Source organism: Bradyrhizobium sp. MI1.11 (assembly GCF_055811255.1).
Genome location: NZ_JBVVPM010000010.1, coordinates 149,779 through 170,402 on the forward strand (window position 1 = coordinate 149,779; position 20,624 = coordinate 170,402).

Consider the following 20,624-nt stretch of genomic DNA (forward strand, 5'->3'; position numbering starts at 1 on the left):
GCGCGGAAATAACGCGTGCCTTACCCTTGGTTCGCGACGCGCGCGCGGTCGAGGTGCTCCTCGATCTTGGGACGGTCGCGGGTGCGCTCGAAACTGGTGCAGAGCAGTTCGGTCTCCTCCAGCGAAACCGGCGCGCGATACAGCCGGCACATGAATTCGGCCGTTGCGCGTCCCTTGCCGGTACCCGGCCCGCGTTCGGCGAGAAACATGCAGTCTCGGCAGATGCTGGCATCGAGCCGCTGATGCGCCGCGTCGAGGTGATTGAGGATCTCGCGCAGCGAATCGCGCAGCCTGACGCACTCGTCGGGTCCGAGCGCGGTGACCGCGTTCAGCACGTGATTGATCGGATCGTGCTGGCTCAGGCACTTCTCGCCCTGCGCAGTGACGTGCAGCACGACAGAACGCTTGTCTTCGTGCGACGGCTTTCGCACCAGGAAGGATTTGCCCTCCAGCGTCTTCACGATCTGCGATGCAGTGGCCCTGGTGGCGCCGATGAAGCCGGCCAGCGCGGACGGCGTGCGCGAAAACCTGTTGGCGCGGCCGAGGAAGCGCAGCGCCATCCATTCTCGATCGCGCAACCCATGCTGATTGCCTTCGAAATACCAAGCCCTCGCCGCCTGAACCAGCAGCTCCACGGCTTCTCTTGCCAATGGCATGAATTCCTACCTTGCCCCGGGAAAAACGTTTGCGGCGCCCCGGAGCCGCCTTCGATCGTTGCGCACCAGCCGTTCGCGAGAAGCTGCAGCACCGGCAATGTCCGATACATGCACCGTGCTCTTCTCTCGCATGAAGGCACGGACTGCCCGGGGCCCGACCCGGACCGATGGGCATTGCAAGCTATGGCGCGGGAAGCGGTGTTGCTGATGGTATGCCATTCGCGGCGTCGTCGCACGGGAGCCCGAGTAGCCGTCGCCAGCAGACGATGGATCGGAGTAGTTCAACCGAAGCCCCTAAGGTTCAAGTCACACGCAGACGTTTCTTATCTTCGACGAAACGATGAATGAGCTTCTCAACAAAATCAAGTAGAGACCCTCTCGGAGACAGGATGTCGTCGCAGGCGAATGTAACGTTCAAGACAATCTCGCGCTTCGGGGACACATGATGGTGAACGCAATACGCTGTCCCACCAGCAACATGCACGCGACTATGCGACAGTTTTATTGCACGGCCCATTGTTGGCAGTCGTTGATGCAAGTTGATCGAAGCTTGTGCACGACGACGATGTGCGTCGGCATGTCATCCACAACTTGTGCGTTCTGCCAAGAATTGTCCGAGGGAACTCACAGGAAGTACACGCGGCGGTTGTCCGGGCCGGAGGATGGAGTCGCATTCGGCGCGGCTGCCTCACCCGAACGGTGGAGAAGATCACGGCCGAAACCGGAGACGGTCGCGCAGGCGCATGCGCTGTAAGCGTGGCGGCATGCACAATCGCCTGTCGAAAACAACGCGCAAGGTGCGATCGCGGGCGCCTCGCGGCCGACCCAAGTTGAGACTTGCTAGTCGCCCTTGAGCATATCCCGCAGTTCGCGAAACGGATCGGCGCTTGGCGCAGCCGAGGCGTCCTGCCTCATCGCGCCGTAGATTCTCGGAACCATGTCGACCGCCTGATCGAGCCCCGAATCACGTCCCGTTTGGTATCCGCCCATCAGGCGAAGGTCGCGCGTGTCCTCGTATTTGGCGATCATGGCGCGCAGCTTGCTCACCAATTCGCGCTCTTCGGGATCCCAGACGTTATGGGCGAGGCGGGAGACCGAACCCAGAACGTCCACCGCCGGGTAGCGCGCCTGGTCGGCGATGTGCCTGGAGAGCACGATGTGTCCATCGAGTGTGCTGCGGATGGTATCGGCGATCGGCTCGTTGTGATCGTCGCCGTCCACCAGCACGGAGAAAATCCCGGTGATCGTCCCGGACCCCTCCTCGCCGGGGCCGGCGCGCTCCAGAAGGCGCGGCAGATCGGTGAAGACGGTGGGTGCGTAGCCGCGTGCGACCGCGGGCTCGCCGGCGGCGAGCGCAACTTCACGGGCTGCGTGGGCGAAGCGGGTGATCGAATCGACCATGAGCAGGACCGATTCGCCGCGGTCGCGGAAATATTCGGCGACCGCCATGGCCGTCTTCGGCGCCAGTCGTCGCATCATCGGGCTCTCGTCTCCCGTCGACACGATCGTGACGGCGCGGTGACGATCGGCGCCCAGCACGTCCTCGATGAACTCGCGCACCTCGCGGCCGCGCTCGCCGACCAGCGCCAGCACGACGGTGTCGAAGCCCTGACTGCGGGCGAGCATCGCAAGTAGCGTCGATTTACCGACGCCGGAACCGGCAAAGATGCCGACGCGCTGGCCGGCGCAGATCGGGGCGAACAGGTCGATGACGCGTACGCCGGTGCGCAGCGGCTTGTGGACCCGCGCGCGCTTCATGGCCGAAGGCGCCTCCGCCTCGGCCGAGACCGGACGCGACCCGGGGGTGAGAGGGCCCTGTCCGTCCAGCGGCGCTCCGAGCGCGTTGATGACGCGGCCCTTCCAGCTCGGATCTGGCGCGAAGGACAGTGGGGGCATCCGGTAGGCGACCGAGCCGAGGCCGCCGGCGAACTGCCGGTCGAACGGCTTGGCGATGATGCCTTCGCTGTCGATCCGCACCACCTCGCCGATCTGGGGCTTGCCGCCGGAGTTGACGCCGATCAGTTCGCCGAGCCTGACGAAGCGCGACAGGCCGGAGACGCGGAAATGTGTCGACGCGATCTCGGAGATCGCGCCGCTGACGCTTGCCAGGGGAGTGCTCTGCTGAAGCTCCAGCAGCGCCCACTCAAGTTGCCGAAGAGCGTTCAAGGAAACCGTCCAACCTCATTGCGCGCGGAGCGCAGTCTATTTGCCGGGTTCGCCCAGCGTCCGGATTGCGTTCTGGAGCGAGCTCTCGGTGCCCTCGATCATCGAATTGGTGCCGTCGAAGGCGCGCGAGGCCGCGATCAGCTTCGTCAATTCCATCATCGGATTGGCGCCGGAGCCCTCGACATAGCCCTGCTTGAAGCCGTCGCGGGAGAAGTCGGCGATGGCTGTCGCAGGCCGGTTGGGCGTGACGCCCGAATTGCCGTAGCGGTCGAGATTGGCGTCGGCGGGAATGTTGAACAGGCCGATGGTGCCGATTTCGTTGTTGTCCTGGGTGATCGCGCCGCTGCGCGCGATCGAGACCGGTCCGCCGTTCGGATCGAGGGTGATCTGCGCGCCGCCGGAATCGATGACCGGGAAGCCGGACACGGTCTGAAGGTCGCCGTTGGCGGCGATCTGGAGGCGGCCGTCGCGCGTATAGACCGTGCCGTTCGGACCGGCGAAGGCGATCCAGCCCTGTCCGACCACGGCGACGTCGAGCGGGTTGCCGCTCTCGGTGATGCTGCCCATCTCGCGCGAGATGATGTTGTCGCCGGGCGAGGAAAAGGCGACCGGGTTCGCGCCCGCCTTGGACAGCACCGTCTCGAACTTCACCACGTCGGTGCGGAACGCCGCCGTGTTGACGTTGGCGACGTTGTTGGCGATCGTCTGGAGGCGCTTTTCGAGGGCGACCTGCGCCGACAATCCTACATAGAGGGCCGATTGCATGACTTACCTGTTGAACTTGATGTTCTGAAGTGTCGTGAGCACGTTGCTATCCATGCTGATCAACGGTGCGGCGCCGCCGATCAGGACCAGCGCCGGGTTGGTCGAGGTGTCGCTCTGGGCCTGGGTCGCATCCCACATCGCCGCGAAGCGCTGCACGAATTTGGTGACCTTGGCCGGGTCCTGGAAATCGGTGAGCTTGATCTTGCTCGTGATCATCTTGGCCTGGGCATCGATATCAGCCGAACTGATCGTCGACGGCAGGCCGAGCGCCGTCTGGACCACCTGCGTCATCGCCTTGTCCGCGAGGATCTGGTAGGAATTGGTGATCGTGGAGGCCTTGCGCGTGAAATAGAGCGCCAGCCGCAGGCCCTCGTTCTGGTCGCCGGCCTTCTCCTCCATCGTCTGCGTGACGTATTGGGTCGCCGTGCCGGCCGTGGCCGCGGCGGTTTGTGTCGCCTTGTCGCCAAGGGCGGCGAAATTGAACGCGGCGGCGAATTGCCGGTAGCGGGTGTCGGTCAGCTTGTTGGCGAAGGTCTTGTTATCGGCGATACCCTCGGTCAGCACCTTGCGCATGAACGCCTTGGCGTAGGTCATGTCGCTGAGGCCATATGCCTTCATCGCGTAGGAATAGAGGCGATAGTCCTTCAGGAAGTCGTCGATGGTCTTCACGTTGCCGATGTGGCTGAGGAAGTAATCGGTATCGCGGCTGACATCCGGCTGCGTCGCGACCTGTGTCAGCGACTTGCCCATGTCCTTGGTCAGTCTGGTGTAGTCCGCGATGGTGGATAGCATGACCCGCGCCCCTCTGGCCGCTCTCGCGACGTCGTCCCAAGCTGCCGTGAATCGCTTGCGCGAGGCTGGCGAGGGGGAAGCCAGCCTCGCGCAAGGCTCGCCGACTAGATATTCCCGATGGGATCGGTGATGGAGCGGCGCGTTGGGCAGTTTCGTGGGGATCGTCATCACGGTAGCGGCACTGCTGGGCGGATTCGCCGCCATGGGCGGGCATCTGGGCGTGCTCATGCAGCCGTGGGAGTTCGTGATCATCATGGGCACCGCGGCCGGCACCTTCATCATGGCCAATCCCTGGAAGACGGTCGCGGATACCGGGCTTGCCTGCGTGCAGGCAGTGACGGGGGCGGTGCCCGGCCAGCGCTACTATCTCGATCTGCTCGGCGCGCTGCACGCGCTGATGCGGGAGCTGCGGGGCAAGGGCCGCAACGAGGTCGAGGCGCATATCGACGATCCCGCGTCCTCCGAGATCTTCAAGGCGTTCCCGAGCGTGCTCGGAGATCCGTCGCTGCTCCAGTTTATCTGCGATTACGTCCGTCTCATCATCATGGGTAATGCGCGAACGCACGAGATCGAAGCGCTGATGGACGAGGAGATCCACACCATCGTGAAGAGCAAGCTGGCGCCCTATCACGCGCTGGTGGTGGTCTCGGAAGCTCTGCCTGCGCTCGGCATCGTCGCCGCGGTGCTCGGCGTCATCAAGGCCATGGGCGCACTCGACCAGTCGCCGAAGCTGCTGGGCGGCTTCATCGGCGCCGCCCTCGTCGGCACTTTCGCCGGCATTTTCCTGTCCTACGGCATCATTTCGCCCTTCGCGATGAAGGTGAAGATGACGCGCGAAAAGCGTTGCCGGCCCTACATCATCGTCAAGCAGACGCTGCTGGCGTTCATGAACGGCGCCATGCCGCAGATCGCCGTCGAGCACGGCCGCAAGATGATCGCGAGCCCCGAGCGGCCCTCGATCGACGTCGTCGAGAACGAGACGATCGCGGGGCCCAAGCCGGTCGTGACCGAGGTTGAACCGAAGGCTGCGCGCGCATCATGATGGAAGCCCTCGACGTCGATCAGCGCAAGCCGCTGCCGAACTATCTGCTGGACGCCGCCGGCATCTCGATCGAGCGCATGCCGATGCTCAATGTGATCTTCGATCGCATGGCGGCATCGTGCACGGACAGCCTGCAGCCGATGGCTGGAACGCCATGCTATTTCTCGGTCAACGGCATCACCAACGACCGTGTCGGCGACATCGTCAAGGACTACGAGGCCAACGCGGTTGCGGCCGTGCTATATGCCGAGCAGTGGGACTCCCGCATCATCATCATGCTCGACCGCGACTTCGTGTTCACGATGGTCGAGGCGATGTTCGGCTCCGATGGCGCCGAACCGCCGCTCGACGTCGAGCGCAGCTTCTCGAACATCGAGATCCGCCTGGTCCAGGCGCTGTTCGAGCGGTTCGCCAAGGCGCTGCAATCCGCTTTCGCCGGCACCTCCAACGTCACCTTCCGCGTCGAGCGGGTCGAGACCGCCATGGCGTCGCTGGCGATCGGGCGCAGCGGCAACATGTCGATCTGCGCGAACATCATGCTGCAGGCGCTCTACCGCGGCGGTCAGATGTTCCTCATCATTCCGCACTCCGCGCTCAACCCGCTCAGGCAGAAGCTTGCGACCGTCGTCGTCAGCGACGGCCGCGCGGCCGATCCGCGCTGGCGCGAGCAGATGGAGACCGAGGTTCACCGCACCGAGGTGACGCTGAGTGCCGTGCTGGACGAGAAGATGATTTCGCTCGGCGACGTCGTGAAGTTCCAGGTCGGGCAGGTGCTCGAGCTCGAAGCCACGCCGCGCACGCTGGCCCGGCTCGAGAGCAACAACCAGGTGCTGTTCTGGTGTCAGATCGGCCAGCTTGATGGCTATTACGCCATGCAGGTGGCAGATCCCGTCGATCAGAAACGGGAGTTCGTCGATGATATCCTATCTCGTTGATGCCGTGCTACTGATCGCGCTCGCCTTCACCAGCATGCGGGTGACCCGGATGCATCGTGAGCTGGCGCGGCTGCGCAGCTACCAGGGCGAGTTCTCGACGATCGTCCAGGAGACGGCGGGCACCTTCGACACGGTCATCACCGCGGCGCATGATTCTACCGCAAATCTCGGGCGGCTCGCCAACGTGCTGAGCACGAAGATCGATCAGGCCCACGAGGCGATCGCGGCGCTCGATGCGAGGAGTGGGCTCGGATCCGCGGCGACCGCGGGCGGCGCCGACGTGAACAAGCATTGAAGCCGAAACCGGCGGAATAAATACGGTCGGAACGTCGCGGCGCTCCGGGAGTGGAAATACCAAGAGGCGATACCAGATGGCGCAATCCTTCGATTATGAGTCAGCATCGGCGTCCGACGAGGGGCATACCGAGACATCTCCGCTGGAGCGGCTGGCGGAGATCGCCGCGCGCACTGCGGAGGAGACCGGCAAGTTCGCCAATGTCGATGCCATTCTGCGCATTCCCGTGACCATGCAGGTGGTGCTGGGATCGGCCACCATTCCGGTGGCAAATCTGATGAAGCTCGGCCGCGGCGCGGTGGTTCCGCTCGACCATCGGGTCGGCGAACCTGTCGACGTCGTCGTCAACGGCCGCGTCGTCGCCCGCGGCGAGGTGGTCGTGGTCGAAGAAGACAATTCCCGCTTCGGCGTCTCGCTCACCGAAATTGTCGGGCCGTTGGGACAGGGTGATACCTGACCATGGCGGCACAGGTCGGCATGGCTCCCATCAAGCAGCGAGGCGTTGCCACGCTGGGCGGGACGGAGAAGGTCGCGGCACTCCTGCTCGCCATGGGCCGGCAGGCGGCCGCGAGCGTGCTCGCGCAGTTCGAGCCGCAGGATATCCGCACCGTTACAAAGGCCGCGGCCGAGCTGCGGCCGATCACGGCGCAGGAACTCGAAGCGATCGTCGAGGAGTTCGCCCAGCAATTCTCGATGGGCGCCAACATTCTCGGCACCCTCGGCGGCCTGGAAGCCGTGCTCGGCGACGTGCTTCCGGCCGACCAGGTCTCGGCCATCATGTCGGACCTGCTCGGCAATTCGAGCCGGTCCGTGTGGGACCGCGTCTCGTCGGTGTCGGAAAACTCGCTGGCAAGCTACCTGTCCAAGGAGCATCCGCAGACCGCGGCGCTCATCCTGTCCAAGGTCAAGCCGTCCTGCGCCGCCAAGGTCATGAGCCAGCTGCCGTCGAGCCTGCGCAACGAGCTGATGCGGCGCGTGCTCAGCCTCAAGCCGATCGTCGACGACGCCCTGAGGGTCCTCGAGAAGACGCTGCATGAGGATTTGACGCTGAACTTCGCCCGCAACCTCGGCGCGGACACTTATGCCCGCGTCGCCGACATCATCAACAAGATGGAGCGCGGACACATCGAGGACATGCTCAAGAGCCTGTCGGAGAAGCGGCCGAAGTCGGCCGAAGTGCTGAAGGAGCTGCTCTTCACCTTCGACGACGTGACCAACCTGACGCCGAAGGCGCGCACCATGATCTTCGACCAGGTGCCGACCGATCGCATCGTCATCGCGCTGAAGGGCACCGACAAGCACTTCCGCGAGATGATCCTGTCCTCGGTCGCCTCGCGCGTCCGCCGGGTTGTCGAGCACGAACTCGCCATTGGCGAACCGTCGAACCAGCGCGACGTGCTGGAGGCGCGGCGCGTGATCACCGACCTCGCGCTCGACCTCGCGGAAAAGGGCGAAATCGAGCTCAACCCCGAGCAGGAGGATGAGCTGGTCTTCCGCTGACCGCTGAACCGGCATGGCAGAAACAACCGATCAGGAGAGCAAGACAGAAGAGCCGACCGAGAAGAAAGTCCGCGATGCGCTCGAACAGGGCAAAATCCCGGTCTCTCGGGAGGCTTCCATCTTCGCGTCGATGGCGGCTCTGATGGTGATCCAGATGTTTCTGATCGGTCAGGGCGTGCAGCAATTGACGCCGATGCTGACGGGCTTTCTCGACGATCCCGACGGCTTCCCTCTCAGCACCGGGGCCGACGCCCTCAATCTTCTCACCGTGGTAGGCCTTCAGGCATTGCGATTCCTGGTGCCGCTAGTTGTCACTCTGTCGGCGTTCGGGCTGGCAGCCTCGCTGTTGCAAAATGCTCCCAGCCTGGTGCTCCAGCGCATCACGCCGGATCTATCGCGAATCTCGCCGCTCAGCGGCTGGAGCCGGCTGTTTGGATCGCAGGGCCTTGTCGAGTTCGCCAAGTCGCTGTTCAAGCTCGCCGCGGTGACTATCGTCGTCGTGTTCGTTCTGCGCTCGTCGGAAGCGAAGGCGTTCGAGGCGATGTACACTGATCCGGTCGCGCTGCCGGAGATGATTCTCAATATCGCCATGCGAATCGTCTCGGCGATCTGCATCGCGACCATCGTCCTGGTCGCGGTCGATCTCGCCTGGGCGCGCTTCCACTGGCGGCGCGAGCTGCGCATGACGCGGCAGGAGATCAAGGACGAGCACAAGCAGGCCGAAGGCGATCCGCTGATCAAGGCGCGCCTGCGCTCGCTGGCGCGCGACCGCTCGCGCCAGCGCATGATCGCCTCCGCATCGCGCGCGACGTTGGTGATCGCGAACCCGACGCACTTCGCGATCGCGCTGCGCTACAATCGCGAAGAAAATCCGGCCCCGATCGTCGTGGCGAAGGGCATGGACGTGATTGCGCTGAAGATCCGCGAAGTCGCCGAGCAGAACCGAATTCCGGTGATCGAGAACAAGGCGCTGGCGCGCGCGCTCTACGAGGCGGTTCAGGTCGACCAGGTGATTCCGGCGGAGTTCTTCCGGCCGGTCGCCGAGATCATCTACTTCCTGCAGTCCAAGCAGACGCCGCGATCCGAGAAGGTCCAGTAGAATTCCGAGGACGGCGTCTGTTCCATCAGCCTGACGAAAGCTTGCGACCCTAAGGTTACACCGTCTGAACCAGAATGGTGCTGCCGTGGGACCGCTCTATCTCTTCGAACTCGCATCGTCGCAGGCGCGATACCTCGAGCTCCGCCAATCGACGATCGCCACCAACGTCGCCAACGCCAACACGCCGGGCTTCAAGGCGCGCGACGTCGAACCCTTCAACAAGGTGCTCGACGGCATGCCAGTGAGACTGGCGACCACGTCGCCGTCGCACCTGCAGCTCTCCCCAGGCGAGAGCGACACGCGGGCGACCGCGAAGAAGGACAGCTGGGACGTGGTTCACTCCGGCAATTCCGTCAGTCTCGAGCAGGAAATGATCAAGGGCAGCGACGTCAGTCGCGACTACTCGATGAACTCGGCTATCGTGCGGTCGTTTCACCGCATGCTGCTGTCGAGCGCGAAGACCTGAGGTGAACTGACATGCTGGACTCACTGCAATCCTCGTTGACGGTCGCGAGCTCCGGGCTCGAAGCGCAGTCGACGCGCATGCGCATCGTCTCGGAGAACCTCGCCAACGCGACGTCGACGGGGCGTGCCGCCGGCGCCGATCCCTATCAACGCAAGACGATCACCTTCGATGCAGCGATGGACCGCGCCTCGGGCGCGCAGCTGGCGAAGGTCAAGGAAATCGGCGTCGACACCACGCCGTACCGCGTGGAGTACGAGCCGGGGCATCCCGCTGCCGACAAGGCCGGCTACGTCAAGCTGCCGAACGTCAACATGATGATCGAGATGGCGGACATGCGGGAAGTCAACCGCTCCTATGAAGCCAATCTCCAGGTCGTGAAACAGGTGAGGTCGATGCTGGGCATGACCATCGACCTGCTGAGGAGCTGACAATGCTTGAAGCGATTTCATCGACTGCGATCTCAACTGCGCAGGCGGCAAGCCGCGCGACCGAGACGCAGGCCATCTCGCCGGCGGCCACGCCCGCGATCCAGTCCGGCGGCGACGTCGGATTCGAATCGGTCATGAAGCAGGTGACGACGGACGCGATCGGGACGCTGAAGGCGGGCGAGGCGGCCTCGATCTCGGCGATGCAGGGCAAGGAATCGACGCGGCGCGTCGTGGAGGCACTGATGTCGGCCGAGCAGGCCTTGCAGACGGCGGTCGCAGTTCGCGACAAGGTCGTGCAGGCCTATCAAGAAGTCGTTCGGATGTCGATCTGATCAAGGAGTGACGCTGTGAAATCGCTTGCTATCGCGGCCACGGGCATGAACGCCCAACAGACCAACATCGAAGTCATCGCGAACAACATCGCCAACATCAACTCGACGTCGTACAAGCGGGCGCGTGCCGAGTTCACCGATCTGTTCTACCAGATGGACCGCATGCAGGGCGTTGCCAACACCAGCGGCTCCTCGCCGATTCCGGAAGGCGCCAATCTTGGGCTCGGCGTCAAATCGGCGGCAATCCGCAAGCTGCACATCCAGGGCGCGCTCACGCAGACCGGCAATCCCTACGACATGGCGATCAACGGCCGCGGCTGGTTTCAGGTGCTCGGCCCGAACAACGAGGTGCAGTATACCCGTGCCGGCTCGTTCAACACCAATGCCAACAGCCAGCTCGTCACGACCGACGGCTATCTGCTGGATCCCGCCATCACGGTGCCGCAGGGAACGGTCCAGGTCACGGTCAACCAGACCGGACAGGTGTTTGCCAAGCTGGATACGGAAGTGAACCCGAGGCAGATCGGCCAGCTCAACCTCGCCAATTTCGCCAACGAGGCCGGCCTCGAACCGCTGGGCAGCAATCTCTATCGCGAAACCACGGCGTCCGGCACGCCGGTCGTCGGGCTGCCCGGCGATTCCGGCTACGGCAAGATCAACCAGCAATATCTCGAAGCCTCGAACGTCGACCCGGTCAAGGAAATCACCGAGTTGATCTCTGCCCAGCGTGCCTACGAAATGAATGCCAAGGTCATCCAGGCCTCGGATGAAATGGCCCAGACGGTCTCGAAGGGCATGCGCTAGTTCCGGTGTATCCATGTTGAACAGGATGGGCTCGATCATACGCGGGTTGGCCGCCGTGCTGCTGGTTCTCGTCTCGGCGCGTCCCGCCGCGGCCGAGGAGAAGCGGCTTCCCGTGCCGGCCGTCTCGATCCGCGCCGGCGAGCTGATCCGTGACGACATGATTACCGAGCGTGCCTTCGCGCCGAACGTGCTCGGCGTGGCCATGTTCATCGAAGGACGCCAGGTCCTGGTCGGCCGTATGGCGCGTCGCGCGCTGCTCCCCGGCCAGCCGATCCCGACCAACTCGGTGGAGGATCCCTGGACGGTCGCCCGCGGCGCGATGGTCAAGGTCGTGGTCGAAGACAGCGGCCTGTCGATCGTGACCTACGGCGCAGCGATGCAGTCGGGTGCGCCCGGCGCGCTCATCCCGATACGAAATACCGATACGGGCGTGATCATCAGGGGCGTCGTCCAGCCGGACGGCACCGTCAAGGTCGTGGACGGGTCATGACCAGAGTCCTGCTTGCGCTCGTCCTGCTCGTTTCCGCCGCCAGCGCCCAGGCCGCCGTCCGCATCAAGGACATCGCGGACATCAAGGGATTGCGCGAAAACCAGATCGTCGGCTACGGCCTCGTCATCGGCCTGAACGGCACCGGCGACACGCTCCGCAATGCGCCGTTCACGGAGCAGTCCCTGCAATCGATGCTCGAGAACATGGGCATCAATGTCCGGAACGAGACCACGAGCACCAACAATCCGCCGCGTCCGACGACGCTGCGCACGCGCAATGTCGCGGCCGTGATGGTGACCGCGGACCTGCAGCCCTCGATCGGTGCGGGCGAGCGCATGGACGTGACCGTGTCGTCGCTCGGCGATGCGACCTCGCTGCTCGGCGGCACCCTGGTGATGACGTCGCTGCGCGCGGCGGACGGTGCGGTCTACGCGGTGGCGCAAGGCGCGGTCACGGTCGCCGGTTACAGCGTGGGCGGTCAGGCCCAGAACGTCAGCCAGGGCACGCCGACCGCGGGCCGCATTCCGAACGGCGCGCTGGTCGAGCGCGAGGTGCAGGGTAGCCTCCACGAAATGGAGTATCTTGTGCTGGAGCTCAAGAACCCCGACTTCGTCACCGCAACGCGAATCCTCGACGCCATCAATCGCTACGCGGGCGGACGCTACCGCGCGCAGATCGCCTTCGAGCGCGACTACCGCACCATCGTGCTGTCGAAGCCGCGCCATATCGGACCGGTCCGCTTCCTCGCCGAAATCGGCGAGCTGACCGTAGAGCCGGACACGCCGGCGCGGGTCGTGATCAACGAACGTACCGGCACCGTGGTGATCGGACGCGACGTACGGATATCGACCGTTGCCGTGACGCACGGCAATCTGACGGTCCGCGTCACCGAGCTTCCCGTGGTGTCGCAACCGGCGCCCTTCTCGAAAGGGCAGACGGTGGTCGTGCCCCAGACCGTGGTCGAGGCCAACGAAGCCGGATCGCAGGTGGCGATCCTGAGCGGCGTCGATCTCCAGCGCCTGGTGCGCGGCCTGAACCAGATCGGCCTGAAACCATCCGGCATCATCGCGATCCTCCAGGCGATCAAGACGGCCGGCGCCCTCCAGGCGGATGTCATCGTGCAATGACGCGTAAGCGCCGTGCAAGCTTGGTCGCTCAATGCTCTCTCGACCGAGAATCGTACGCGGGCCGATGTTGAAGCTGGATCATAAAGCCAAACTCCTCCTCTTGGTCGCGGCCTCCGCGCTCGCGAGCGCTTCGCCCGTTCTGGCGCTGGATGAGGCCAAGCCGTCGAAGCCGCTCAACCTGCTGTCCTTCGCACGCGCCCGCGCGCCTGGCCCGCAGAAGCCGATCTCGTCGATCCCGAGCGACAATGCATCGATGCGAGCGACGGCGTGGGCAGCCGAAGATTCGGGACCCGCGACCACGGGTGCCGTGCCGGCCTCCGAGAAGCCCGCGCCGGCAGCCACAGCCGCGCCGCGACCGGCCAAGCCCGGCAGCGTCACGGCGCCGCCGAAGCCGGTACCGCCCCAGGCCGCTGCAACCGCGGACAACGAAGTCGCCCTGTTCTGCAGCAATGTCGCCGACCCCGCCGTCGATGCAAGGCTGGCTTGGCAGCTCAAGGAGCTGGAAAAGGCCGAGAACCAGCTTCGCGAGCGGATCGCCGAGGTCGAGGCCAAGCGCGCGGAATATGAGAAGTGGATGGCATTGCGCGACGACTTCCTGAAGAAGGCCGAAGCGAGCGTCGTCGAGATCTACTCGCGCATGAAGCCGGATGCCGCCGCAACCCAGATCGCCGGAATGGCAGACGAGACGGCTGCGGCCGTGCTCGCAAAGCTCAGCCCGAGGAGCTCGAGCGCAATCTTCAACGAGATGGAGACGGGGCGCGCGGCGCACCTCGCCGATCTGCTCGGCGGAATGCGTCGCGTGGACGACGGAAAGACCAAATAGATGAAGAACCTGATCCTCATCCTGTCGCTGTTCTCGCTTGCCGGATGCGTCACTGATCCGGCCGAGGTCCTGACTGGCCCGCGATTGTCGCCGGTCGGGAGCGGGCTGAGGACGCAGGCCGATCCGATTCCCGTGACGCCCCGTATGCACTCGCCCGTCAGCTATCGCTCGACCTGGGACGATGGCACCGACCTCTACCGCGATCCCCGCGCCCGGCGCGTTGGCGACGTCGTGACGGTGATCATCTCGATGCAGGACAAGGCCAAGCTGGACAACAAGACCGGCCGCTCGCGAGATTCGCAGATCAAGTTCGGGCTCGACTGGCTGATGGACGTTGCGGGATGGCAAGACAAGGGCTCGACGAGCGCCAACCTCAACACCAACACCCAAATCAAGGGCAACGGCCAGATCGACCGCACAGAGGATATCAAGCTGTCGATCGCGGCCATCGTCACCGACGTGCTGCCGAACGGCAATATGATGATCAGCGGCTCGCAGGAATTCAAGGTCAACACGGAAATGCGCGTGCTCAACGTCGGCGGCATCGTGCGTCCACGTGATATCTCGAGAACCAACACGATCTCCTACGAGAAGATCGCCGAGGCACGCGTGGCCTATGGCGGTCGCGGAAATCTCTCTGACGTGCAGCAGCCTGGATGGGGGCACCGGATCTATGACGCCGTGGCACCGTTCTGAGATGCGCGACCGTCGGGCCGCGTCGCGGGGGCAGGGGACGTCATGCGCCTGATTGCAGCCATCCTGGTGTTGACCCTGATCGCGATCGGTGCGGGCGCGCTCGCCGGCCTGCATCTGTTTGCGGCCGCCGAGCGCGTCGCCGATGCGAAGAAAACCGCCACGCCGCCGCCTCTTGCCTCGAGCTACGCCGGCAGCGCGCGGCTCAGGAAGCTGTCCCCGATCGTGACCAATCTTGGCGCGCCGGCCAACAACTGGGCCCGCATCGAAGCCTCCATGGTGACCGAGAGCATGAGCGACGAGGATGCCGGCATCCTGGCGGCCCATGTCAGCGAGGACATCGTCACCTATCTGCGGTCGGCGACGGTGGCGCAGTTCGAGGGATCGCGCGGGCTTCAGCACCTGCGCGACGACCTGACCGAACGCGCCAATATCCGCTCCTCGGGCAAGATCCGCGAATTGATCATTGAGACGTTGGTGATTCAGTGAAACTGAGAGTCCTGCTGCTTGCGTTGCTCCTGGTCGTGCTGCCCGAAGTGGCACTGGCCCAGATTCCGGACCTCAATTCGCTGCTGCCGCCGGGCAACGGCTCGACCAGCGGCCGGATCATCCAGCTGATGGCGGTGATCACGGTGCTGTCCGTGGCGCCGGGACTGCTCATCATGGTGACGAGCTTCACGCGATTTGCGGTGGCGCTGTCGTTCCTGCGGGCCGGTCTCGGCCTCCAGACCACGCCGGCAAATCTGGTGCTGATCAGCCTCGCGCTGTTCATGACCTTCTACGTGATGGCGCCGACCTTCGACCGCGCCTGGGAAACCGGCATCCAGCCGCTGATGAAGAACGAGATATCGGAGGAAGAGGCCTATCTGAAGATCACCGATCCGTTCCGCGAATTCATGCTGGCCCATGTTCGCGACAAGGATCTGCAGACGTTCGAATCGCTGGCCGCGGAGAGCTTCCGCAGGAAGTTCGACGACAAGCGCGTCGACATGCGCGTCATCATTCCGGCCTTCATGATTTCCGAGCTCAGGCGTTCGTTCGAGATCGGATTTCTCATCATCCTGCCGTTTCTCGTCATCGACATGATCGTGGCGACGCTGACCATGTCGATGGGCATGATGATGATGCCGCCGACGATCCTCGCACTTCCGTTCAAGATGCTGTTCTTCGTGCTGATCGACGGCTGGAACCTGCTCGCCTCCGGGCTGGTGCGGTCGTTCTCGTAACGGCAACGAGCGCCAGAGGGATGGTTATGGTTAGCGAGAAGTACCGCCCTATGGTTAGCAATAGGTACTGTTAACCATCTGATTTTACAGCGTAATTCAAGCCGATCTTAATCTACGCGCAAGATTCGGCGTGTTAGCAATGCGGCACGGCGGGTTGGACCCACCCATATCAGTCCAAAGGCATGATGCCGCCCCTCCGTACCGGTGAAAGCCCGGTATGTCCCCTCGTGAAAATGTAACGCGTACATAAAGGGACATTCGCAATGTCAAGCCTGCTTACGAACTCGACCGCCATGACCGCACTCCAGACCTTGCGGTCTGTGAGCTCGCAGCTCTCCACCACGCAGACCCGCATCTCCACCGGCCAGCGCGTCTCGACCGCCTCGGACAACGCTGCCTATTGGTCGATCGCGACGTCTATGCGCGCCGACAACGCCGCGCTCTCGGCGGTCTCCGACTCGCTTGGTCTGTCGGCCGCGACCGTCGACACCGAATATACCGCTCTGACCACGGTCATCGGCGACAAGGACTCCGGGCTGACCAAGCTCCAGTCCCTGCTGGTCGAAGCCAAGACCGCCGGTATCGACCGCAGCAAGATCCAGGCCGACGTCACCCAGATCCAGCAGCAGATGAAGGCGACAGCCAGTGCGGCGACCTTCAACGGCATCAACTGGCTGAGCACGACCGCCACGACGCCGACGACCTTCAGCCTCGTGTCATCGTATTCGCGTATCGGCGGCACGCCCACCATCGGCTCCATCACCGTGACGACCGCCAACTACTCGCTCTACACCTCGGCGCAGGGCGGCATTCTGGACACGGCTGGTTCGACCGCTCCGTCGATCGACACGATGAGCATCTCCGCGCTGACCGACTCGGCAGCTGACCAGACCACGCTCGATGGCTACATCGCGCAGGTCACCGCTGGCATCAACTCGGTTGCCTCGGCCGCCGCCAATCTCGGTGCCGTCAAGAACCGCCTCTCGACCAACACGGACTTCGTGAAGTCGCTGATGGACTCGGTGGACCGCGGTATCGGTCAGCTCGTCGACGCCGACATGAACCAGGAGTCCACCCGGCTGTCGGCCCTCCAGGTCCAGCAGCAGCTTGGCGTGCAGGCGCTCTCGATCGCCAATAACAGCAGCCAGAGCATCCTGTCGCTGTTCCGCTAAACCTCGAACCATCCGGGGCGGGCCGCGCTTCTCGCGACGCGCGGCCCTTTCGCTTGGCCGTGACGTCGCGCGCCGTAATTTCGGCTGCCCTGTTGCGGTCAAGACACAGGGCCACAAGCCCCGCACAAGCTTCGCGGGCTATCGTCGCCGTTACGACAGGTTGGGCCTTGACGCTTTTGCGCAGCCCAAAGGCATGATGCCGCCCTGCCGTACCGGTGCAAGTCCGGTATGTCCCCAGCTCAATCCAATCTCCAAAGGGACATCAAAATGGGTTCTAGCCTCCTCACCAACTCGTCTGCAATGACCGCGCTGCAGACCCTTCGCAACGTCAGCTCGCAGCTCGCGACGACGCAGAACCGGATCTCAACCGGTATGCGTGTTTCGACCGCCTCAGACAACGCCGCCTATTGGTCGATCGCGACGTCGATGCGCTCCGACAACGCAGCGCTTTCCGCGGTTTCCGACTCGCTCGGTCTGTCGGCTGCGACCGTCGACACGGAATATACTGCTCTGACCTCGGTCATCGGCGACAAGGACTCCGGCCTGACCAAGCTCCAGGCGCTGCTGGTCGAAGCCAAGACCGCTGGTATCGACCGTACCAAGATCCAGGCTGACATCACCCAGATCCAGCAGGATATGAAGCTCAAGGCCAACTCGGCGACCTTCAACGGCATCAACTGGCTGAGCACGACCGCCACGACGCCGACGACCTTCAACCTGGTGTCGTCGTACTCGCGCGTCGGCGGTACGCCCACCATCGGCTCCATCACCGTGACCACCGCCAACTACTCGCTCTACACCTCGGCGCAGGGCGGCATTCTGGACACGGCCGGTTCGACCTCTCCGTCGATCGACACGATGAGCATCTCCGTGCTGACCGACTCGGCAGCTGACCAGACCACGCTCGACGGCTACATCGCGCAGGTCACCGCCGGCATCAACTCGGTGGCCTCGGCCGCCGCCAATCTCGGTGCCGTCAAGAACCGCCTCGCGACCAACACTGAGTTCGTCAAGACCCTGATGGACTCCGTGGACCGCGGTGTCGGCCAGCTCGTCGACGCCGACATGAACGCGGAATCGACCCGGCTTCAGGCGCTCCAGACCCAGCAGCAGCTCGGCGTTCAGGCGCTCTCGATCGCGAACCAGAACAGCCAGAGCATCCTGTCGCTGTTCCGCTAGGCCGCGGCTTCGAAAACGACCGTGCTCCTCAGGGAGCACGGTCTCCGCCATGAACGGCGGATCTGACGGCACACGACGTGCTCACATCGACCTCCTGACGCCACCTTCCAGGCAACACGCCGTCGCCGATCGCACCGCGATGCGACCGGCCGTCCGCTTGTTGCCGACGCGCGCGATTGCGTCACTCAGTCTCTTGTAAAATTGCAACGCCTCGCCTGCGAACCGACACATTCGTGGTCTCGCGCAACCTTCAGACAAGGTTGGCAGCAGAGTGTCCTCTACGTTCGCATTGGTATGAGGTCACATGCTGTTCAGTCGTGCGCAGATACAGCAACTGCTCAACAATCTGCTGGAGCTTGGGCCGCGACGCCTGATGGCCTTGGGATTGATCGGTTTCGCCGTTCTCGTCACCGTCGTGGGCGGCGCCTATTATCTGAGCCGGCCTGAATTCGAAACGCTCTATACGGGCCTTTCCCGCGAAGACGTGACGCGCATGGGTGCCGCGCTGCGCGAGCAAAACATTACCTTCGACGTCAACACCGCCGGCGACGCGGTCTCGGTGCGTCCGAGCCAGACCATGCAAGCGCGGATGCTGCTCGCCGAGAAGGGGCTGCCGACCAGCGCAAATTCCGGCTACGAGCTGTTCGACAAGATCGGGTCGCTGGGTTTGACCTCGTTCATGCAGGAGGTCACCAAGCTCCGGGCGCTGGAAGGCGAAATCGCCCGCACGGTGCAGTTGATGAAGGGCGTGAAGGCGGCGCGGGTGCATATCGTGATGCCGGTGCGGGGGTCGTTCCGCGCGACGCAGCAGCCGCCTTCGGCATCGGTCGTGCTGCGCACCGACGGCGCGATCGAGGCACGCACGGCGCAGTCGATCCGTCATCTCGTCGCGGCGGCCATTCCGGGCATGACTCGCGACAAGGTCACGGTGCTGGACGCCGACGGTTCGATGCTGCTTGCCGAAGAGGACGAGGCGACTGCTGCTCCGACCAAGATGGCGAGCCTGCAGAAGACGGTCGGCGGGATGGTGCAGGAGAACATCCGCAAGGCGCTGACGCCGTATCTTGGCCTCGACAATTTCGAAGTGAGCGTTGCATCGCAGCTCTCCACCGACAAGCGGCAGATCAACGAAACCGTCTACGATCCCGAAAGCCGCGCCGAGCGCTCGGTCCGGAATGTCCGCGAGAACGAGAAGTCACAGAACGCGGATCGTTCGCAGCCGACCACGGTGCAGCAGAATCTTCCCGACCAGCAGGTGAACGCCGGCGGCACCAAGAATTCCAGCGAGGACAAGACTCGCCGCGAGGACGTCACCAATTTCGAGGTCTCGTCCAAGACCACGACGACGGTGAGCGACGGCTATTCGGTGAAGAAGCTGTTCATTGCCGTGCTGGTGAACCGTGGACGGCTCATTGCCGACCTCGGCGACAAGAGCAACCAGGCCATCGTCGACAGCAAGCTCGCCGAGATCAGCCAACTCGCGGCCACGGCCGGCGGGCTGGACAAGGCGCGCGGCGACCAGATCCAGGTGACGGCCGTCGATTTCATCGAAGGCTCGCGCGAACTGGCGCCGGTGCCGCCCATCAGCTTCGTCGAGATGATCAACAAGCAGCTCGGCAGCGTCATCAACGCGGTCACGATCCTGGCCGTCGCTTCGATGCTGGTGTGGTTCGGACTTCGTCCTGCAGTCAACGGCATTTTGACCCATCGTGCGGCGCAGGAGCAGACCGAGGCCGCGGAAGCTGCCCAGCTCGAGGCGGCCGCCGGCGCCCTTGCATTGGCAGACAGCGAGGAGAGCGAGCTCAACCTGGTCGAAGACCTCGAAGGCAAGATGCAACGAACGCCGCAGAAGCGGTTGGAGCAGATCGTCCGTCTCGATCAGATGCAGGCGGCAGCGATCCTTAAAGACTGGATGCGACGCGAGGAGGCGGCATGAACGCGGCAATCGGAAAGCTCCTGACGCAGTTCGACGCGAACGGGCGGGTCAAATCGCCTCCGCCTCCACCGCCGCCCAAAATCCAGGATGTGCTGACGAGGCCGAAGGAAGCCCGGCGCGAGCCTCAGCCGCAGCCCCAGACCCATTCGCAGCCGCAGCTTCAGTCGCCGCCTCCGGCGCCGAAGGCGGAAGCCCCGGCGGCCAATCTCCTGGATGATGCCTTTCGGCGCGGGCATGCGGCCGGCGTCGCGGAGGGCGAGTCCAGGATCGCCGAGGAAAGAGTTCGCAGCGCGATCCGGCTCGGCGAAGAGCGGGCCAAGTGGTCCGACCAGCAGGCGGTGGCGGTCGTCAGCGGCTTCGAGACGGCTTGCCGCGAAATCGAGACCAACATCGCGAGCTCCGTTGCGCGGATATTGCTGCCGTTCCTCGCCGATGCGGTCCGCGACAAGGCGATCGGGTCGCTGGTCGAGCAGATTGCGGCGCTGACCGGCAATTCGCCGGTGCCGGTGTTCAAGGTCACCGGCCCGAGCGAACTGCTCGACCTGGTGAGGACGCAGCTCGGGACGGCGCGGCGAACCGGCTTCGAGTATGAGGCCGCCGATACTTTCGAGGTTCGCGTCGTGGCCGACCAGACCGTGATCGAGACGCAGATCACAGCCTGGAGCGAGCGCCTGAAAGAGGCGCGCCGGTAGTCCGTC

Annotated in this window: 24 protein-coding genes; 20 read left to right on the forward strand and 4 right to left on the reverse strand. The window is 64.0% G+C overall.

All coding sequences use genetic code 11. The features are described 5' to 3' along the window. Window positions 1–20: 20 nt before the first annotated feature. The 4 genes from AC0L30_RS13315 to AC0L30_RS13330 form a co-directional block, all read right to left on the reverse strand. Window positions 21–656: a MarR family winged helix-turn-helix transcriptional regulator gene (locus AC0L30_RS13315; protein ID WP_007595918.1), complete on the reverse strand. Its 636-nt coding sequence runs from the start codon at window positions 654–656 to the stop codon at window positions 21–23. Between the two features lie 840 nt (window positions 657–1,496). Continuing rightward, window positions 1,497–2,822 (reverse strand): flagellar protein export ATPase FliI, encoded by a 1,326-nt coding sequence (fliI, locus tag AC0L30_RS13320; RefSeq protein ID WP_007595917.1) that lies wholly within the window; start codon window positions 2,820–2,822, stop codon window positions 1,497–1,499. A gap of 36 nt (window positions 2,823–2,858) precedes the next feature. Next, window positions 2,859–3,587 (reverse strand): flagellar basal-body rod protein FlgF, encoded by a 729-nt coding sequence (gene flgF, locus AC0L30_RS13325; protein ID WP_007595915.1) that lies wholly within the window; start codon window positions 3,585–3,587, stop codon window positions 2,859–2,861. Between the two features lie 3 nt (window positions 3,588–3,590). After that, on the reverse strand, window positions 3,591–4,379 hold the full coding sequence (locus AC0L30_RS13330; protein ID WP_473404444.1) for a DUF1217 domain-containing protein: 789 nt from the start codon (window positions 4,377–4,379) through the stop codon (window positions 3,591–3,593). 142 nt (window positions 4,380–4,521) lie between these two features. Between AC0L30_RS13330 and motA the strand changes: the two genes are divergently transcribed. The 20 genes from motA to AC0L30_RS13430 all read left to right on the forward strand — a co-directional run bounded on the left by motA (window position 4,522) and on the right by AC0L30_RS13430 (window position 20,618). After that, window positions 4,522–5,421 (forward strand): flagellar motor stator protein MotA, encoded by a 900-nt coding sequence (gene motA / locus AC0L30_RS13335; RefSeq protein WP_007595905.1) that lies wholly within the window; start codon window positions 4,522–4,524, stop codon window positions 5,419–5,421. Continuing rightward, complete coding sequence (locus tag AC0L30_RS13340; protein ID WP_007595903.1) at window positions 5,418–6,356, forward strand: flagellar motor switch protein FliM; 939 nt, start codon at window positions 5,418–5,420, stop codon at window positions 6,354–6,356. Before motA ends, AC0L30_RS13340 begins: the two co-directional genes overlap by 4 nt. Next, entirely contained in the window at window positions 6,337–6,651 is a 315-nt protein-coding gene (locus tag AC0L30_RS13345) for a hypothetical protein (protein ID WP_219681289.1), read from the forward strand. The genes AC0L30_RS13340 and AC0L30_RS13345 overlap by 20 nt, the downstream gene beginning before the upstream one ends. A gap of 76 nt (window positions 6,652–6,727) precedes the next feature. Beyond that, window positions 6,728–7,108 carry a flagellar motor switch protein FliN gene (gene fliN / locus AC0L30_RS13350; protein ID WP_007595899.1) on the forward strand — a complete coding sequence of 127 codons (381 nt, stop codon included), beginning with the start codon at window positions 6,728–6,730 and terminating at the stop codon, window positions 7,106–7,108. A 2-nt stretch (window positions 7,109–7,110) separates the two neighbouring features. Next, a complete protein-coding gene (locus tag AC0L30_RS13355; RefSeq protein WP_007595897.1) occupies window positions 7,111–8,151 on the forward strand; it encodes a flagellar motor switch protein FliG in 1,041 nt (346 codons plus the stop codon). A gap of 13 nt (window positions 8,152–8,164) precedes the next feature. Beyond that, entirely contained in the window at window positions 8,165–9,250 is a 1,086-nt protein-coding gene (flhB, locus tag AC0L30_RS13360; RefSeq protein ID WP_354127232.1) for a flagellar biosynthesis protein FlhB, read from the forward strand. Window positions 9,251–9,335: 85 nt separating this feature from the next. Next, complete coding sequence (gene flgB, locus AC0L30_RS13365; protein ID WP_007595895.1) at window positions 9,336–9,716, forward strand: flagellar basal body rod protein FlgB; 381 nt, start codon at window positions 9,336–9,338, stop codon at window positions 9,714–9,716. Window positions 9,717–9,727: 11 nt separating this feature from the next. Further along, window positions 9,728–10,144 (forward strand): flagellar basal body rod protein FlgC, encoded by a 417-nt coding sequence (flgC, locus tag AC0L30_RS13370; protein WP_007595894.1) that lies wholly within the window; start codon window positions 9,728–9,730, stop codon window positions 10,142–10,144. Between the two features lie 2 nt (window positions 10,145–10,146). Next, window positions 10,147–10,476: a flagellar hook-basal body complex protein FliE gene (gene fliE / locus AC0L30_RS13375; protein WP_219681287.1), complete on the forward strand. Its 330-nt coding sequence runs from the start codon at window positions 10,147–10,149 to the stop codon at window positions 10,474–10,476. A gap of 15 nt (window positions 10,477–10,491) precedes the next feature. Next, a complete protein-coding gene (flgG, locus tag AC0L30_RS13380; RefSeq protein WP_007595892.1) occupies window positions 10,492–11,280 on the forward strand; it encodes a flagellar basal-body rod protein FlgG in 789 nt (262 codons plus the stop codon). 13 nt (window positions 11,281–11,293) lie between these two features. Continuing rightward, window positions 11,294–11,770, forward strand: coding sequence for a flagellar basal body P-ring formation chaperone FlgA (flgA, locus tag AC0L30_RS13385; protein ID WP_354127233.1), 477 nt, complete (start codon window positions 11,294–11,296; stop codon window positions 11,768–11,770). Further along, on the forward strand, window positions 11,767–12,897 hold the full coding sequence (gene flgI / locus AC0L30_RS13390) for a flagellar basal body P-ring protein FlgI (RefSeq protein WP_007595884.1): 1,131 nt from the start codon (window positions 11,767–11,769) through the stop codon (window positions 12,895–12,897). The genes flgA and flgI overlap by 4 nt, the downstream gene beginning before the upstream one ends. Window positions 12,898–12,961: 64 nt before the next feature. Further along, window positions 12,962–13,720 carry a MotE family protein gene (locus AC0L30_RS13395; protein ID WP_354127234.1) on the forward strand — a complete coding sequence of 253 codons (759 nt, stop codon included), beginning with the start codon at window positions 12,962–12,964 and terminating at the stop codon, window positions 13,718–13,720. After that, window positions 13,721–14,416: a flagellar basal body L-ring protein FlgH gene (flgH, locus tag AC0L30_RS13400; protein WP_219681280.1), complete on the forward strand. Its 696-nt coding sequence runs from the start codon at window positions 13,721–13,723 to the stop codon at window positions 14,414–14,416. 42 nt (window positions 14,417–14,458) lie between these two features. After that, window positions 14,459–14,902 (forward strand): flagellar basal body-associated FliL family protein, encoded by a 444-nt coding sequence (locus AC0L30_RS13405; RefSeq protein ID WP_007595878.1) that lies wholly within the window; start codon window positions 14,459–14,461, stop codon window positions 14,900–14,902. Beyond that, entirely contained in the window at window positions 14,899–15,639 is a 741-nt protein-coding gene (gene fliP, locus AC0L30_RS13410; RefSeq protein ID WP_007595877.1) for a flagellar type III secretion system pore protein FliP, read from the forward strand. The genes AC0L30_RS13405 and fliP overlap by 4 nt, the downstream gene beginning before the upstream one ends. 263 nt (window positions 15,640–15,902) lie before the next feature. Next, entirely contained in the window at window positions 15,903–16,811 is a 909-nt protein-coding gene (locus tag AC0L30_RS13415) for a flagellin N-terminal helical domain-containing protein (RefSeq protein WP_007595876.1), read from the forward strand. Between the two features lie 267 nt (window positions 16,812–17,078). Then, the gene (locus AC0L30_RS13420) at window positions 17,079–17,990 is read left to right on the forward strand and encodes a flagellin N-terminal helical domain-containing protein (RefSeq protein ID WP_007595875.1); all 912 of its coding nucleotides are present in this window, start codon (window positions 17,079–17,081) and stop codon (window positions 17,988–17,990) included. A gap of 304 nt (window positions 17,991–18,294) precedes the next feature. Next, complete coding sequence (gene fliF, locus AC0L30_RS13425; protein ID WP_007595874.1) at window positions 18,295–19,926, forward strand: flagellar basal-body MS-ring/collar protein FliF; 1,632 nt, start codon at window positions 18,295–18,297, stop codon at window positions 19,924–19,926. Then, window positions 19,923–20,618: a hypothetical protein gene (locus AC0L30_RS13430; protein WP_354201317.1), complete on the forward strand. Its 696-nt coding sequence runs from the start codon at window positions 19,923–19,925 to the stop codon at window positions 20,616–20,618. Before fliF ends, AC0L30_RS13430 begins: the two co-directional genes overlap by 4 nt. The last annotated feature ends 6 nt before the right edge of the window (window positions 20,619–20,624 follow it).